Source organism: Marinobacter sp. V032 (genome assembly GCF_052645435.1).
Genome location: NZ_JBQXYE010000001.1, coordinates 2,140,171 through 2,156,443 on the forward strand (window position 1 = coordinate 2,140,171; position 16,273 = coordinate 2,156,443).

General features: G+C 55.5%; 13 protein-coding genes. 9 read left to right on the forward strand and 4 right to left on the reverse strand.

The genetic code is table 11. From position 1 onward, the window contains the following. Positions 1-80: 80 nt before the first annotated feature. The 5 genes from ACUN9X_RS09795 (at position 81) to ACUN9X_RS09815 (ending at position 4,003) form a co-directional block, all read left to right on the forward strand. Positions 81-1,442: a DUF2066 domain-containing protein gene (locus ACUN9X_RS09795; RefSeq protein WP_260035187.1), complete on the forward strand. Its 1,362-nt coding sequence runs from the start codon at positions 81-83 to the stop codon at positions 1,440-1,442. A gap of 29 nt (positions 1,443-1,471) precedes the next feature. Continuing rightward, positions 1,472-2,023 carry a CDP-alcohol phosphatidyltransferase family protein gene (locus ACUN9X_RS09800; protein WP_260035188.1) on the forward strand — a complete coding sequence of 184 codons (552 nt, stop codon included), beginning with the start codon at positions 1,472-1,474 and terminating at the stop codon, positions 2,021-2,023. Further along, the gene (hda, locus tag ACUN9X_RS09805) at positions 2,005-2,715 is read left to right on the forward strand and encodes a DnaA regulatory inactivator Hda (protein ID WP_445472936.1); all 711 of its coding nucleotides are present in this window, start codon (positions 2,005-2,007) and stop codon (positions 2,713-2,715) included. The genes ACUN9X_RS09800 and hda overlap by 19 nt, the downstream gene beginning before the upstream one ends. Positions 2,716-2,851: 136 nt before the next feature. After that, entirely contained in the window at positions 2,852-3,643 is a 792-nt protein-coding gene (locus ACUN9X_RS09810; RefSeq protein WP_260035192.1) for a ParA family protein, read from the forward strand. 36 nt (positions 3,644-3,679) lie between these two features. Continuing rightward, positions 3,680-4,003, forward strand: coding sequence for a YqcC family protein (locus ACUN9X_RS09815; protein ID WP_260035749.1), 324 nt, complete (start codon positions 3,680-3,682; stop codon positions 4,001-4,003). Between the two features lie 3 nt (positions 4,004-4,006). Here ACUN9X_RS09815 and ACUN9X_RS09820 read toward each other — a convergent pair whose 3' ends face one another. Both ACUN9X_RS09820 and nadC read right to left on the reverse strand, forming a co-directional pair. Then, the gene (locus ACUN9X_RS09820) at positions 4,007-6,769 is read right to left on the reverse strand and encodes an EAL domain-containing protein (RefSeq protein ID WP_445472937.1); all 2,763 of its coding nucleotides are present in this window, start codon (positions 6,767-6,769) and stop codon (positions 4,007-4,009) included. A 339-nt stretch (positions 6,770-7,108) separates the two neighbouring features. Then, complete coding sequence (gene nadC / locus ACUN9X_RS09825) at positions 7,109-7,972, reverse strand: carboxylating nicotinate-nucleotide diphosphorylase (RefSeq protein WP_445472938.1); 864 nt, start codon at positions 7,970-7,972, stop codon at positions 7,109-7,111. A gap of 361 nt (positions 7,973-8,333) precedes the next feature. Here nadC and ACUN9X_RS09830 point away from each other — a divergent pair, with 361 nt between their 5' ends. The 4 genes from ACUN9X_RS09830 (at position 8,334) to ACUN9X_RS09845 (ending at position 14,679) form a co-directional block, all read left to right on the forward strand. After that, on the forward strand, positions 8,334-10,772 hold the full coding sequence (locus ACUN9X_RS09830; RefSeq protein WP_445472939.1) for a DUF1631 domain-containing protein: 2,439 nt from the start codon (positions 8,334-8,336) through the stop codon (positions 10,770-10,772). A gap of 92 nt (positions 10,773-10,864) precedes the next feature. Next, entirely contained in the window at positions 10,865-11,476 is a 612-nt protein-coding gene (gene ampD, locus ACUN9X_RS09835) for a 1,6-anhydro-N-acetylmuramyl-L-alanine amidase AmpD (RefSeq protein ID WP_445472940.1), read from the forward strand. Further along, the gene (ampE, locus tag ACUN9X_RS09840; protein WP_260035198.1) at positions 11,473-12,363 is read left to right on the forward strand and encodes a regulatory signaling modulator protein AmpE; all 891 of its coding nucleotides are present in this window, start codon (positions 11,473-11,475) and stop codon (positions 12,361-12,363) included. The genes ampD and ampE overlap by 4 nt, the downstream gene beginning before the upstream one ends. Before the next feature lie 285 nt (positions 12,364-12,648). After that, positions 12,649-14,679 (forward strand): methyl-accepting chemotaxis protein, encoded by a 2,031-nt coding sequence (locus tag ACUN9X_RS09845; RefSeq protein WP_260035199.1) that lies wholly within the window; start codon positions 12,649-12,651, stop codon positions 14,677-14,679. Positions 14,680-14,746: 67 nt separating this feature from the next. On the opposite strand, the gene ACUN9X_RS09850 is transcribed toward ACUN9X_RS09845, so the two are convergent. Continuing rightward, entirely contained in the window at positions 14,747-15,301 is a 555-nt protein-coding gene (locus tag ACUN9X_RS09850; protein ID WP_445472941.1) for a cob(I)yrinic acid a,c-diamide adenosyltransferase, read from the reverse strand. A gap of 38 nt (positions 15,302-15,339) precedes the next feature. Beyond that, positions 15,340-16,251, reverse strand: coding sequence for a ketopantoate reductase family protein (locus ACUN9X_RS09855; protein WP_445472942.1), 912 nt, complete (start codon positions 16,249-16,251; stop codon positions 15,340-15,342). Between the last annotated feature and the right edge of the window lie 22 nt (positions 16,252-16,273).

The following is a 16,273-nucleotide window of genomic DNA, read 5'->3' on the forward strand; positions in this document are numbered from 1 at the left end:
AATGCATTCGTGCGATTGCTACTCAGTGCCTGGACCATGGTGTATCCTATGCGCCATTCCAGCGAACTGCAGGGTGATTCATGAAGTCAGTGCCAACGATACCGGTCATAAAGCTGATTCTCGGTTTTTTGATGTTGATTCCGCTTGCGGCCCATGCCGTGACGGTCGACGGTCTTTATCGTACCCAGGTTGCTGTCGGGGGTTCCTCGGACAGTGAACAGAAAGCTGCGTACGCAGAAGGTCTGCGCCGGGTTCTGCTGCGCGTTTCGGGCAGTCGGGAAGTTCTGAACAGTGACCAGATTGACGGCCTGCTGGCTAACGCTGAATCACTTTTGCAGGCCTATCAGTATCGTCGTGTTGACGGCGGTAGCGATCAGCTGTTGATGACTTTCGGCTCTGTTGGTGTCAACCGGGCGCTTGCCAATATGCAAGTGCCTGTATGGGGAGCTAACCGCCCACTGACGCTGGCATGGATTGCGGTGGATTCCGGCAGAGACCGGCATATTCTGACAGCGCCGGATGCCGGCGCAGGTGATAGTGAACGTGCCCGCTGGTCCGCAGCTTTTGCCGCTGCGTCATCAGATCGAGGGCTGCCGCTGAGTCTGCCGCCCTCAACTTCAGGTGACGATCGGGCCCTGCTGTCTGAAATCCGGGGTAATTTTATGGACAGCCTGAAATCGGCTTCCTCTGATTATCCGCACAACCTGATGACAGTTGTGAACGTGACGCGCCGGGGCGGCGGATGGGAAGCGTCCTGGAAGCTTGAGGGCGCGGCTTTCACAGAGTCTGGCACCGAGACCGGTGCTGCGTCACCTGAAGCTCTGGCCAACGCCGTTGTCGGCGCCTGGGCCGATATGTTGGCGGCACGCTATTCGGTTGATGCAGGCAAAATCTCCGAAGCCCAGCGCGTTGACCTGGTCATTGAAAATGTTGCCAGCGTTGAGGCTTACGGTGCTCTGAAACGCTCTCTGGAGTCCATGACGCCGGTTGTGAGTGCCGGCCCGGTCAGTGTCAGCGATAAGGTCTCGACCTGGCGCGTTGCCTTCTCGGGTGAGCTATCAGTGCTGAAGGAATACATCGCTCTGGACACTCGATTCACATCCATTGAGAGCAAGGCGACGCCGGCTAATCCGACGCGGTCCTCCAGCGCATCAATGCCAACGGACCAGGAGGGGCAGTCGTCCGGAGGCGATCAGCGTAATTCCGATAGCCGAGCGTCAGAGAGTGCACCACCTGCAGGCTCGCAGGCCGCTGCGGGAACTGACTCTAACCGTAATGATAGCACCGTGGATGAGGGCGGAGCCGCTCCGACACTGCAGTACCAACCGCTGGAAGTTAACGGTGCAGCGTCAGGATCGGTCAATAGTGAAGAAACCTTTGAATCGCTTTACCCGGTATTGCGTTATCGCTGGCAGGGTAAGGGCGGGGCAACCGTTCAATAACGGCGACAGGGCTGCTAAAGGTGACTCCGGTGAGCCGATGGATATGGATTCCGAACGCACTGACGTTTCTGCGGCTGGTTCTGATCGTGCCTTTTGCGTTCTATCTATACGATGAGCGTTATCAGGCGGCACTGTTGGTATTTTTTGTCGCTGCTGTGACGGACGGGGTCGATGGTTTTCTGGCGCGCCGTTACGATTGGCGCACCCGTTTGGGCGCCATCGCGGATCCTCTTGCAGACAAGGCGTTACTGATTACCGCCTATCTGATGCTGACTCTCACTGGTGTACTGCCGGTATGGCTGTTCGCCCTGATCCTTGGGCGGGATCTGTTGATAGTTTTGGGTGGACTCGCTTTTCATCACTTTATTGGACGCTTTGATATGGAGCCCAGCATTGCCGGCAAGCTCAACACATTGGTGCAGATTGCAGTGGTGCTCTCTATTGTAACCCTGCTGGCGTCGCTGCCGATGCCAGCCTGGATATTACCCTGGGGAGTCTGGCTGGTTGCGGTGATGGCTGTAGTCAGTGGGCTTCATTACATTATTGTCTGGGCAAGGCGCGCATGGTTGGCGACACACTAGGCGGCGATCAGCTCACGCTGGGCGTGCGTATTCGCGATGACGCAACCTTCAGAAATTATCTGGGGGAGCGTAACGCCGATGCCGCTCACAAACTCCGTTTGTTATCAGAAGACAGCACTTTGCCCGTGATTGTCGTTTGTGGTGATAGCGGCACGGGCAAAAGTCATTTGCTGCAGGCGGTTTGCCATCACACCGAGGCCTTGGGGTTGTCGTCGCTTTGCCTCAACCTTGAGGAGCTTCTGCCACTGGGACCGAATGTGTTGCAGGGGCTGGCTGACTATCCGCGCGTGTGCCTGGATGATATCGAGGCTGTGATTGGCAATGCGCCCTGGGAAGAAGCCTTGTTTCATTTGTTCAATCGAATGCTGGACAACGGTCACCAACTCATTGTGACAGCCAGTCAGACCCCCGCATCACTGGGCCTGGGGCTCCGTGATCTGGCATCGCGCTTGCAACATGGCATCGTGATTCAACTGTTACTGCCGCGGGATGATGATCGCCTGCTGATCCTCGGAAGCCGGGCGGAAGCACGGGGCCTGGATCTGCCCGAAGAAGTGGGGCGTTTTATACTTCGCCGCGCCACACGCCATACCGGGGATCTGCTCGATATTCTGGACCGGCTTGATGAAAGCTCGCTCAAGGCGCAGCGCAAACTCACCATTCCCTTTGTTAAATCGGTGATGGGCTGGTAGTGCGCGTCATGGCTGGCGTGCCTCCTATGCGTGTTATTGACCGGTAAGCGCACTCAAAGGGTGCGGGTTCGTGCCGGCAATGACGATTTTGGCAGTACCTGGAATTCTGGACTCAAATCAAAAGGATAGTGACATTATGAGACGCGTTGTTTTCAATCAGAAAGGCGGCGTAGGGAAATCCAGTATTACCTGTAACCTGGCCGCGATTACAGCCGCTGAAGGCAAGAAAACATTGGTTGTGGATCTTGATCCGCAGGGTAATTCGACCCATTACCTGTTGGGCAAACGGGTGGGTGAAGTAAAAGATACCGTGGCTGACATGCTCGAGCAGACGGTCTCGTTTTCAATGTTTAACCGTCGTCCTGACGAATTTGTGCACGCCACGCCTTATCCCAATCTGTTTGTGATGCCGTCCAGTCCTGAACTTGATTTTCTAGAGCGCAAGCTGGAAGCCAAGCACAAAATCTACAAATTACGCGAAGCACTGAAAAAGCTGGAAGAGAGCTTCGACGAGATTTATGTGGATACGGCGCCAGCGCTGAATTTTTATACCCGATCAGCGTTGATTGCAGCCCAGCGTTGCCTGATCCCGTTTGATTGCGATGACTTCTCGCGACAGGCACTGTACAACCTGATGGGCGAAATTCAGGACCTTCAGGAGGATCACAACCCGGATCTGGTCGTGGAAGGGATTGTCGCGAACCAGTTTCAGCCCCGGGCTTCTTTGCCGCGTCAGCTGGTGCGTGAACTTATGGAAGAAGGGTTGCCTATTCTATCGGTGCGGCTTTCCAGTTCTGTCAAAATGCGCGAATCCCACCAGGCCGGAAAGCCATTGGTGCACTTTGCACCGAAACACAATCTGACGCGCCAGTACGTCAATCTGTATCGCCTCCTGAACGGTGAATCAGTCGAGGTTGAGCCGCTTTAGGCAGTGACGGAGGATTATAAATTGAGTACCAAACCAATGCTGGCCGCCGATGTGGCGGACGGCCTTCTTGCGATTGAAACCGAGCTGCGCCGCATGGCCTATTGGGAGAGTGAGCCGCCTCCACCGGAGGCGCTGACCAGCACTCAACCGTTCTGCATGGACACGCTGGGCTTTCATCAGTGGCTGCAGTTTATTTTTCTGCCACGGATGAAAATTATCATCGAGCAGGATCTGGCATTACCTGAAGTTTCAGGGATTGCGCCGATGGCAGAAGAGTTTTTCCGCAATGAACCGGTTTCCGGAAGTGCGCTGGTTAACGAGCTCGCACGGATTGATTCGCTACTGTCTGACAAGGCCTGATCCTCAGGATCGGTCTGACCTCGGCCCGCCGTGGGGCAGTGACAACGAAAACTGATCGGCGGGCAGCAGTTCCCGCCCATTCCGGATTTCCTCGAAGAACTCTCCCAGGGATGAGCTGGGTAGCGGTTCGCAAAAGCGGTTGCCCTGCAGCAGATGGCAGCCCGCAGCCCGCAGGAATGCATCTTCCTCAGCCGTTTGGACGCCGGATGCCGCGACCGTTAACGACAGCTGTCGCGCCAGGTTGATCAGCGTGTGCACAATGGCTGCGGTGTTTTCGTCTTTGGGGGCCTGCTCCAGCAGTTCCGGGTCGATTTTTACCTGATCGAAAGGCAATTCCCGCAATAACCGTAGTGATGAGAGTCCACTGCCAAATCTGTCCAGCACCAATGTAATGCCCAGCGCTTTGAGGCGATTCAGGGTGGCTGCCGTATCTTCAAGCCGGTCGCTGAGCACGCGTTCATCAATTTCGAGGGCAAACAGATTGGGATCCAGGTGGGTGTCCTGGATGATCGTCTGCAGGCTCTCTGCAAGTTGAGGGTGGTTATATTGGCGCGATGAAAGGTTGATGCTGACAGACACGGGCGATGGGCTCATGGCCTGGATCGCTCGTGATTGAAGGCACGCGTTGTGGCACACCCATTCTCCGAGGTGCTGCAACTGCCCGGTCTGTTCGGCTATATCCATGAAGTCGGCGGGAGAGAGTAACCCGCGCGTTGGATGGCGCCAGCGAAGCAGCGCTTCCAGCGCAACGACCCGGCCGTTGCGGGCATTGATCGTAGGTTGGTAATAAAGATCCAGCTGGTTGCCCCGAAGCGCCTCACGCAGCTCCCGCTCGAGAGACATCTGGCGTTGCATCTCATCGTTCATGTCGCTGCTGAAAAACTGCAGGTTGTTGCGGCCTGCTTTTTTGGCGCGATACATGGCCATATCCGCATTCTTGAGCAGCTCGTCGTAACTCTTGCCATCCACCGGCGCCAGAGTGATCCCGATACTTGATGTGATCACCAGTTCCCCGCTGGGAACACGCATTGGCTGGGTGATGGTGTTGAGAATGCTCCTCGCCACTTTCTCGCAGCCTTCGGCGCCGTTTACCTGGTTCAGCAAGATGGCGAATTCGTCGCCCCCGAGCCGTGCAATTGTATCTTCTTCCCGGACATTGCTTTGCAGTCTGCGAGCAAGTTCCTGCAGCAACTCATCGCCGGCGTCGTGACCCAATGTGTCGTTTATGCGCTTGAAATGATCGACGTCCAGCGCAATAAGCGCGCAGTAGTGGCCGTGCCGCATGGCACTGGCAATCGCCTGGCGACAGCGGTCCTCAAACAAACGGCGGTTGGCCGTGTCCGTCAGCACGTCATAGTGTGCGAGATAATGAAGCTGGTTCTGGGTTTCCCGGATTTCGGAAATGTCCTGACCGATCAGGATCAGCTGGACATGGTGATCATCATCTTCCTCCTGTAGCCGGTTCAGGTTCCACAGGATGGTGTGCGGCGTGCCATCGAAACTGTTCACTTCAGTTTCAATCTGATCCCGGGTAAGGCCGGTGTTGAGCACCTTGGTAATTTTCCAGGCAAGCTCGTCTCTCTGGGCTGGCGGAATAAAGGCATCAATCAGGTTGCGATCAAGCGCTTCGTCACGGCTGTAGCCAAATAGCGCTTCGGCAGCACTGTTCCATTGCCTTATGGCGTTGCTCCGATCAACTACGATAATCGGGTTGCTGGTGTTTTCAAACAAGGCACGGAAGTGGCGGGACGAGCGGCGAAAAGACTTCTCGGCCTGTTCCCGGATAAAAATTTCGTCCTTCAGTTCAAAGTTGGTGATCTGCAGCTGGCGGGTGCGCTCTTCAACCGTTGACTCCAGACTGTTCTCGACGCGCTCCCGGTCCGCCAGAATGACCCGAACATAGTAGGAGGTGCCCGCCATTGCGGCGATGAGTGATTCGCCGAGCAGCGGGTCGATCCCGTTAACAAATTCAGGACTGGTCGCGAAGAAAATACAGGCCAGCCCGGTAAAGGTCGCGGCTGCGATCGCGATCATGCTGCCACTGAGTGAAAATCGGGTGGCCGCCCAGGTCATCAACGGGAGTAACAGGAACAGACCCTGAAGCACGTCACGCTGGGTCAGGCCGACAATAAACAGCAAGCCGGCAATCCAGAGCACCCATTCCAGCGGCCGGTGGAAAATACGGCTCACCATGGGTTCCCGGACGAGCGACAGGATAAGCGGCGTTATGGTTATAGACGCGAGGAAATGAGCAAACCATGCTTGCAGGAATATTTCATTAAGGGGGTGGCCCGGCCCGGCGTCCGGCGCCAGGGTGTCAATAAGATAGGTGACCGGCAGGGCCGCACAGAGCGAAGCGAGGGTGATGGCACCAAGCAGCCAGAGAAAGGTCTGGTAGTCCGCAAGTGGTGACTGCTCGGCCGGTGTTTGGCGAAATACATGGAAAGCAACGAAGGGCGCCAGTCCATAGGACATCAAAATGGCGAGGAATGTGCCCGTTGCTGTTTGGCTGTCGCCGGTATTGAGTTCCAGGGTGTGTAGCCAGGCGGCTCCCAGCAAGCCGACAGCAATGCCAACGCTGACTCTGTGTCCGAGCAGTAATAGCAATGCCAGTGCAAACCCGGATGGCAGCCAGACAATAGAATAATAGGCGCCAGGCCCCGGCAATTGAATGCTGGTAGCGGCCAGCCCCATTACCGCAGCTGCGATCAACAGTTGAAACAGTATGGTTTTGGCTCGAGAGAGCAGTTGGAAACGAACGTTCAATTAAATCCCATCCCTGGCTATGCGCGAACGCAACTCCCTGTGGTGGTTGCCGGATGTCGGCTTGGTGAGATAGCGGACCGTCTGCATTTGATTGCCACAGGATTTCGATCTTAGTAAAAATAGTCGCGATTATCGGGTGTCGCTACATTAACCCTGATCCAAATGTGACCGTGTACCGTTATGCCTGAAAATGGTCGCAAAACGCACAGGGCTCAATCTCAGATTACCCGAAATTTTATGTAAAGCGGGTTTGGTATGGTAACCGCGTGTAATCGACAGGCGAATTCAGCGACGCGTCTGCTTACTCGGCAGATTGACCCTGAATCCTGCTGCGTGGCGTTAATCACTTACCGCCTGACTGTCCAATCTGAGAGACAGGTCAGTTGCACGTATATCCTTGGTCAGCGTGCCTAGCGATATATAGTCCACTCCGGTTTCCGCTATGGGGACCAGCGTGTCTTCATTAATACCCCCAGAGGCTTCAATTTTGGCTCTGCCGGCGTTCTCCCGTACGGCGGTTGCCATATCTGCAAGACTGAACTCATCCAGCATGATGATATCGGCCCCGGCGTTCAGCGCTTCTCTGAATTCCTGCAGGTTCTCTGTTTCAATTTCAACAGGTTTGCCCGGCGCGATTCGATGGGCCGCTGTAATGGCGTTGAGGATGCCTCCGCTGGCCGCGATGTGGTTTTCCTTTATCAGGAACGCGTCATACAGGCCGATCCGATGATTGTGGCAGCCACCGCAGGTAACCGCGTATTTTTGGGCCAGTCGCAGCCCCGGGAGGGTTTTTCGGGTATCGAGCAGCTGTACGTTGGTATGCGCGACCTTGCTTGCATAGTGATGACAGCATGTGGCGACACCGGAGAGCGTCTGCAGCCAATTCAGGGCCGAACGCTCGGCGGTTAAAAGGCTGCGCGCGCTGCCATGGAAGGTGAACAACACCTGGTCGGGTTTCACGATATCGCCATCGCTGCATTGCCACTCGAGCGTAATGGTCGGATCCACCTGTCTGAATACTTCATTTACCCATTCCTGCCCGGCAATGACGGCATGTTCCCGGGTGATGACCCGGCCGGATGCCCGCTTGTCCTCAGGAATGAGCTGGGCGGTGATGTCGCCAGTGCCAATATCTTCATCGAGACTGCGGCTGACAGTATCAATTCGGGACTGGCGCAGAATATCGGCAGAAAGCGTGGGCATGGTGATGGTGTGCTCCGGAGTGGTCTGTAAACCGCGCAAGTTTACTGGCTCATCGGCATGGGGCCAAGCGCGAACGGTTAACTGAACATTACCGAAAGTGCTCAAAAGCTGACGGTTTTTGTCACTCGACCTGGGATGGTCGGCGAAATCCGGTGTTCTGGGGAGCCGGGGCCAGTGACCGTTGTTTGGCGGTTTTGAAAATGAAAATGTGAACCAGTTCCATCGATCACAAACGGTGACAATTCCTGACAGAAGGTGACGTGGTTAGCGCCTATGATGCATAGGTGATGTCAATAATTGTGAAATGCCAGCTGCATTAATCCCGAATTCGGTAAGTAAAGCTGTTCCAGGGGAACCCGAAATGACCAACGAAAATCGTGTCGTGAACTTGCACAAGACCGGAGGAGAGCGTTCGTTTACGCTGCCGTCTGCATTGATTCGCTTGCGTGATTTTTCGGGGCAGTCTCTGACCAAGGAACTAACGGAATTCTTCGACAGCGCGGACGACGCGCTGTTCAATATGGCGGACAAAGCCGGGTCAAATCAGGACCAGGCCGCTTATTTTGATGCCATGCGCGAGCTTCGGCTACGCCGCAAATCCATGACGCTCACCATGTTGCAGTGGGTTGCCCGGGCATTTAACGAACTGGGTAAATTTGACCCGCGTCCTGCCAACAGCAGCCTGACCGACGTGAATCAGGATAATCTCAGCCTGGTAGGGCACGGGGAGTTAGAGCAGCAAGTCGCCATCGATAACCTGATAACCAAGCTTCGAAATCGCCATCTTGATGCCATTCGTATGCTGGTTACCCGTTTCCAGCACGTTGCACCCAGCGTCAGCCTTGAAGACCGACAGATGCCGCTGAGCCCTGAGGTGATCTGCGGCGGATTGCAGGAAGCCTGCGATGATCTGGATATCGATATCAGGGCAAAGCTGGTGGTACTCAAGTTATTCGATAAATTGCTGATCAGTCGACTGGATGGTCTTTATCGTGATGCCAATGCGTTGCTGGTAAAAGACGGTGTGCTCCCTGATATGACCCGCGCACCGGTAGGTGCCCCAAAGGGAGCTCAGCGCACCCGCACCGAGCCCGAAGTGCCGACCGTTACCAACCGTGCGCCTGTGCCGCCTTCATCTGCTTCGCCAGCTCAAAGTAATAGCTCGGGTGAGGGCGACGGCGCGATCCAGACCGGGCAAACCCGTGCGACCTTCTCCGAACTGTCCGCGTTGCTGCATAGTGGCGACCAGAGTGGGCAGCAGAGCTCAGGGGCGTCAGCTGGTTCTTCTCAGGGCTCAGGGTCTGGTGCGTCGCTTGATACCCGTGATCTTATGCGCCGGTTATCCCAGCTGCAGCAGACGGCAGCGGCCAACGAGCACGATGCTGCTGGCACAATGCCGGGTAGCCTGACGTCGCAAATTGAAAGCGTATTGGATGACCGGTCACAGGGAATCAAGGCGCTCAATCAGGTAGACGCTGACGTGGTTAACCTGGTGACGATGTTGTTTGACTTCATCCTCGAAGATCGTCACCTGCCTGTGCCAATGAAATCGATCATTAGCCGTCTGCAAATCCCCATGCTCAAAGTGGCCTTGCTTGATCGCAGCTTTTTCAATCGTGGCGGTCACCCCGCACGTAAATTGCTGAATGAGTTGGCGATGGCGGGTATTGGCTGGAATGAAAAGTCGGAAGGTCAGCGTGACCCGTTGCGAGAAAAAATTGAATCGGTGTCAGATCGGTTGTTGCGGGAGTTCACGGATAACGTCGATATTTTCCCGGATCTGCTGAATGAATTCGCCCATTTCATGGATCTGGATCGCCGCCGCCGCGAGTTGATTGAGCAGCGCTTGCGTGATGCTGAAGAAGGGCGTGCGCGACAGGAGCGTGCACGCGCTGCTGCCAGCGAGGTCCTGACCCGGGTTACTGAAAACAGAACACTCCCATCTGTTATGCAGCAATTGCTGGCTGAACCCTGGAGCAAAGTGTTGCAGTTTCTATACCTGCGCGAGGGCGAGGGTAGTGAAGGTTGGAATCATGCAGTAACGCTGGCGGAAAGACTGGTGTGGAGTGTGGATCCCCAACCGGTAACGGATCAGACCCGGTCTGAATTGCTGCGCCGGATTCCGGCAATCGTTGACGATCTTCGCAAGGGGCTACATTCAGTTTCCTGGGACCCGTTTGCCAGCGATGCACTGGTGCACGATCTCGAGCTCGCCCATGTGGATACCCTTCAGCAACTGGCGCTTGAGACAAAACCGAAGAAGATCGCTCCGGAGGTTAAGTCTGAACCGGTCGTTCAGCCTGAACCCGTGGCGCCTGAAGTCGCAAGTGCGGTTGCCGAAATGCAGGCTGATGCCAAAGCATCACAACCTGTTGTCGAGCCAACTCCGGTTGTGCCGGCTGTTGAGGTGGTTGCCCCTGAGGCAGAGGTTATCCCAGAGCCTGTAGCGGCTGTCGAGGCAACATCTTCGGTGGCAGTTGAGCCGATGACGGCAAAGCAGGTCGATGTGCCTCTGGCCGATACTCGCTGGCTTGAGATGGCTGAGAAGCTTCGCGTTGGCTCTTGGGTCGAGTTGTCCAGGGACGACCAGAAAACCCGTTGCAAGCTTGCTGCCGTGATCAAGGCAACAGGCAAGTACATCTTCGTAAACCGAAACGGTGCAAAAGTGGCGGAGTACAACCTGGCGGATGTCGCCACTGCTCTGGAAACCGGCGAAGTGAATATGCTTGATGATGGCCTGATATTCGATCGTGCGCTTGAGTCCATTATCGATAACCTGCGCCATAGCCGGAAGGACTGACTTCCGGGGCTGCGCGTTGGCCTGCCATCTTGCTTTGTGCTTCAATCATCGTACACTCGCTGCAGTTTTTGCGGCTAAACGATGGTATTCCCTTGAGCACTGAGCTTTTTCCGAAACACTATCCAATCGATGCCAGCGGCTGGCTTGAGGGAGTGCGGCACTGCCCGTCACCCAATTTTGGCCAGCGGCCTTCTGGTTCCGCCATTTCGCTGTTGGTTGTCCATAACATCAGCCTGCCGCCCGGTCAGTTTGGCGGTGATCACATCGAACAGTTCTTTTGTAATTCGCTCGACGCCGGAAAGCACCCTTATTTCGAAGAAATTGCAGAGATGAAAGTCTCTGCTCATGCCTTGATCCGTCGCAATGGCGATTGCGTGCAGTTTGTGTCATTCCTCGACCGCGCCTGGCATGCCGGTCGCTCCTGTTTTGACGGCATGGAGGAATGCAATGATTTCAGTATCGGTATTGAGCTGGAAGGTGCTGATGATGTGCCGTTTGAAATCGCGCAATACAGCACGTTGGCGGCTATCTGCCGTGCGGTTATGCAGCGTTGGCCGGCAATCAGCCGGTCGCGTATAACCGGGCATAGTGACATCGCGCCCGGGCGGAAAACTGATCCGGGGCCGGCATTCGACTGGGCATTGTTTCTCCGGACACTCGATGATCATATCGACGCTTCCCAGCGCGGGGGGCTGACACCATGAACTTCATCATTCTGCTGTTGGCCTATTTCGTTCGTCGCCGGCTGGATGCGTCGGGTCGGCTGGACCTTGATGCTCTATTTCGCGCCCTTGTTTCCAGGGCGCCTGCTGCAAAGCCTGGCAAGGAGCACAGGGCCACGATCGGCTTTCTGATGCTGGTACTGGTTTTCGTTAGCGTGCTGGCGCTGGACTATTGGTTGAGGGGAGGCGATTGGTCGCCCATGACCTGGCCGCTGGATTTCGTGGTGCTGTTGTTGACCATGGGGCTTCCGGGCTGGCGTGATGCGCTCCAGGCCTATGGCGAAAGCTGGCGCCGGGGTGATATGCAGGCAGCGTGGCATCACGTCAGTCATCTGCTCACGTCCGATCAGCGTGCAGAAGGGCTCGAACCGGAAGGGTTGCATCGCGCCGTTACCTCACGTCTGCTGGCTCAGGTGTTTGAGCGTTATTTCCTGGTGGTGTTCTGGTTTGTATTGCTGGGTCCTGCCGGGGCCGTGGTGATTCGGCTCTGCCTGGCGCTTCGTGACCACTGGCCATCAGCTCCCGCACGCCCGGCTTTTGGCCGGTTGATTGCAGTCGTTGCCTGGGTTCCGGTGCGATTGCTGGCAATCAGTTTCGGGTTGGCTGGCGATCTCGGCGGCTGGCTGGCAACGGCGAAGCGTCGAACGTTTGTATTGCGGGGCAAAGCGCCCGCCTTGCTCTTTGATAGCGCGAATGGCGCGCTTTCGAGTTATGCGCTTGATCCGGTGAGATTTGAAGCTGCCCATCCTGATGACTGGCCTGATTTCGGAGCCCGCAGCCTCAGCGCGGTCCGCGATCTGCTCAATCGAAGCTTCCTGGTATGGATTTGTGTGCTGGCATTATTGGCAATTGCTGGTATTTTCAACTAATTATAAGAATAATTTAAAGTATGTTGGCGACTCGAGCGGGCGTACTATCCTGTCGCAGGCGCCTGTCACGCAGGTTCAGCACCAGAATTTACAAAATTTTATTAAATTAAACTCAAGATTCTGGCCACTAAGGCGACAATATAGATATGAACTTTTGAACGGCTATTCAGTTGATTGGCCGTTATGTGACCTTCTCAACTGCCGCTCGACAGGCAGATTGAGGAATACCAATAATAATACGAAGGCCGCGTCAGCTGCCGGGCACTGAATGCTTTGGGGGAACGAGTGAAGCAACTGTTATATCCAGCTGTTGCGTTGATGAACCGGCTGCCGATGTTCTACAAGTTCAGCCTTATCAGCGTGCTGTTTCTCTTGCCCATTATCGGATTGACCTACCTGTTGGTTAGCCAGCTCAATGAGTCCATTGACGCGGTTGCCCGTGAGGCCGATGGCCTTGTTCAGCTGAACGAAGCGGCGAGCATGCTGGAAGCCTCTTATGCCTATCGGGACTATCGCTCGGTCGGAAAAGTCAGTAGTGATCAGGAGCTTATTGCCAAAAGTGATGAAGCGGGCGAGCTGATCGATACATCGCTGGCAGCCATGATGGAAGCGGATGGTTCGTTTGATCCTTCCGGTGGCTGGAAAGATCAGGTCGCGATCCTGAATGACGAGTGGCAATCCCTGAAGTCGGAAGACATTCTGCAAAGCAACATCGATCCCCAGTACAAGTATTATCAGGAATTTGTCCAGAAAGTGCGCGCCTTGCTGGCCTCGACACTCAAAGTGTCCGGTCTGGCTCAGGATTCCTTGCCGGAAAACCAGTTGCTGCTTCAGATCAGCACGAATCTGTTGCTGGAGTCAGCCGGGGCTGAAGGTCAGGCCCGCTCTTATGCCATTTACGGTCTTTCGCAGGGGCAGCTGGATTCCGCAACCGCTGATGCAATGAATGAAATGTTTGACCGGCTCACCAATTTGAAAACCCGGATTGATTCGGAATTTCAGGTAGCCGTCAGTGCGTCATCCGGGCTTGAGGATCGTGCATCCAATCTTCTGAAGAAGGTGGCCGAGAGCCCGATCAAGGTACGCGACGCGCTGGATACCAACGTTATTACACCCTATCGCCTCGAAATGCCCTGGCAAGAGTTTGATGCACTCGCGACGGACGCCATCAGCAGCCACTTTGAGCTTCAGTCCACCATCCTCGATATCGTGGCCGATAATCTCGCGTATCGCCTGAATGCCGAAACCGATCAGCGGATGCTGTTGTTTATCGCGCTTGCCGTATTGCTCGTTATCATTGTGTTTTTGTATATGGGCTTTTTCCTGTCGGTCAAAACGGCGATTACCACCTTTGGTGAAGCGGCCAGGAAAGTGGCTGGCGGCGATATGACCGTGCGTATCGATCTGGATAACCGGGACGAGTTGGGTGCGTTAACCAGCGAGTTCAACAACATGACGACGAAAATTTCGGAGCTGGTTAAGTCTGTTTCCCGCACGACTGACGATGTGGCGCAACAGGCTGTTCGGGTCAACGATTCAGCATCGGCAAACAGCGAAGCGGTTGCCCGTCAGATGTCGGAAACCACCCAGATTGCAGACGCCATGCACCAGATGGTCGATACCGTGCAGGAAGTGGCGGAGAGTGCCCAGCGCGCGTCTGATTCGGCAGGTCACGCCGAGAAGGATGCGGAGCAGGGGCGTCTGGTAGTGGTCGAAACCGTGGATACCATTAACCGCCTGGCAACCGAAATTCGCAGCGCGGCGGATGTGATCAACCGCGTCAGCCAGGACAGTGACAGCATCAGTCAGGTGTTGGTGGAAATTAAAGCAATTGCCGAGCAAACCAACTTGCTGGCATTGAACGCTGCGATCGAGGCTGCCCGGGCGGGCGAGCAGGGTCGTGGGTTTGCGGTTGTGGCGGACGAGGTGCGCTCGCTGTCGCAACGCACACACAAATCCACTGAGGAAATCGAAGGTATGGTCGGCCGGCTTCAGGGCGGTGTGAAAGATGCCGTGAAGGCGATGAACAATAGTCACGAGGTGACGAACGCGACCGTTGAGAAGTCGTCCGAAGTGACCCGCGCGCTGGAGAAGATTCTGGCTGGCATATCAACCATCGTGGATATGAGTCATCAGATTGCTCAGGCATCTGAAGAGCAATCAGCCGTTGCCAAGAATATTAACGTCAACGTTGAGCAAATTACCGAGTTAGGCCATACAACGGCCGACAACGCGAGTGAAACACTTGAAGCTTCTCGCTCAATGTCGGGGCTGACGACCGAGCTCGGTCGTCTGGTCGAATCCTTCCGGGTCTGACAGGGCCCTTCCTTCAACCCCGGTTTGATGTTGGCCGGGGTTGATCTCTCATCGTTTTAGAATGTGCTTACTGGCTGTTGCCGGGCTGCCACAGAATTTCTTCACCGTCGTTGCGCCGGGCGAGCACTCGGGCAAAAACAAACAGCAGGTCCGACAGCCGGTTAAGGTACTGACGCCCGAACGGATTAATTGTTTCCTCGTGCCCCAATGCCACCACGACCCGTTCCGCCCGGCGGCAGATTGCTCTCGCCAGGTGGCTGTGGGCGGCGACTTTATTGCCTCCGGGCAGGATAAAGTTTTTCAGGGGTGGGAGGTCTTCGTTCCACTTGTCCAGGGTTTCCTCCAGCCAGTCAATCAGGCTGCTTTGGATCAACACACTGTCGGGAATGGCGAATTCACCGCCGAGATCGAAGAGATGATGCTGAATGCGCCGAAGCACCGATATCATCGCATCGTCTGTGCCCAGGTATTCGATCATCACGCCAATCTGGCAGTTGAGTTCATCGACGGTACCCAGGGCTTCGACACGCAGGGCATCTTTGTTGATGCGGCTGCCATCGGCGAGACCGGTTGAACCATCGTCGCCGGTTTTGGTGTAGATTTTTGAAAGCCGATACCCCATGTGTGGATCCTTTCTGATATCAGTAGAATGAATGTGCGTTACAGAGCCTTTACTTTATTGGCGAGAAAACGGTTCACCGGCGCGTCCAGTCCTTGACGTTCACTTTCACTGACAATAAAGCCATTCATCATCTCGATCTCGGTGCTTCGACCCGCCTTAACGTCCTGGCGCATGGATGAACTGTTTGCAGCGGTTCGCTGGGCCACGGTGCGGACTTCGTCCTCGAGCATTTCTGCGGTGCAGGGGTAGTTGTGCAGCGTCATCACGCGGCTGACTTCAGTGCACACATCACCAATACGCGTTTCAAAAAATGGCTGACCAATGATGCCACCGTTGGGGCAATCCAATATCGCTGTAAAAGGATTGATACCTGCGTTAATCGCCAGCTTCATCCAGAGCCTGCGTTCTATGTTCGCGTCGATCTGGATATCGAGACCGGAGTGCGTCAGCAGGTCAGCACCGAGAGCCGCTTTGCTCTGGCCCGAGGGTGTGAGCCCGCCTAGCCACGTCGATCCCTTGCCGGCGTGAATAACCTTGCCCTGGTCATCCAGATACGCACCTTCCGTGGTCGAGGCGGCAATCACCGGCATATGCGGCCAGGTCTCAGCGATTGCCTGCTGGCTTCCCATTCCGTTCTGGAACAGCAATATGGGCGTATTGTCACCGATACAGGATGAAAACCGCCGCAGCGCTTCAAGTGCATCGGGAGCTTTGGTGGTGACCAGCACCAGGTCAGGCTGAATTTCAGTGTTTTTTGCCACGGGGATGCGCACAGTGACGATCTGACGGGATGCCGGATTGAAGGGAGAAAACTGACAGGCGAGTTCAGCGGCGCCAGGTTGGCGCCTGCCAAACATCACGTGAAACGCGGGTGAAAGATACGCAGCCCATAGGCGGCCCATTGCGCCGGCGCCGATGATAAGGATGGTCTGACGGTTCTCCTGTGACATCAGCGGCGTCCGGCGTAAGGTG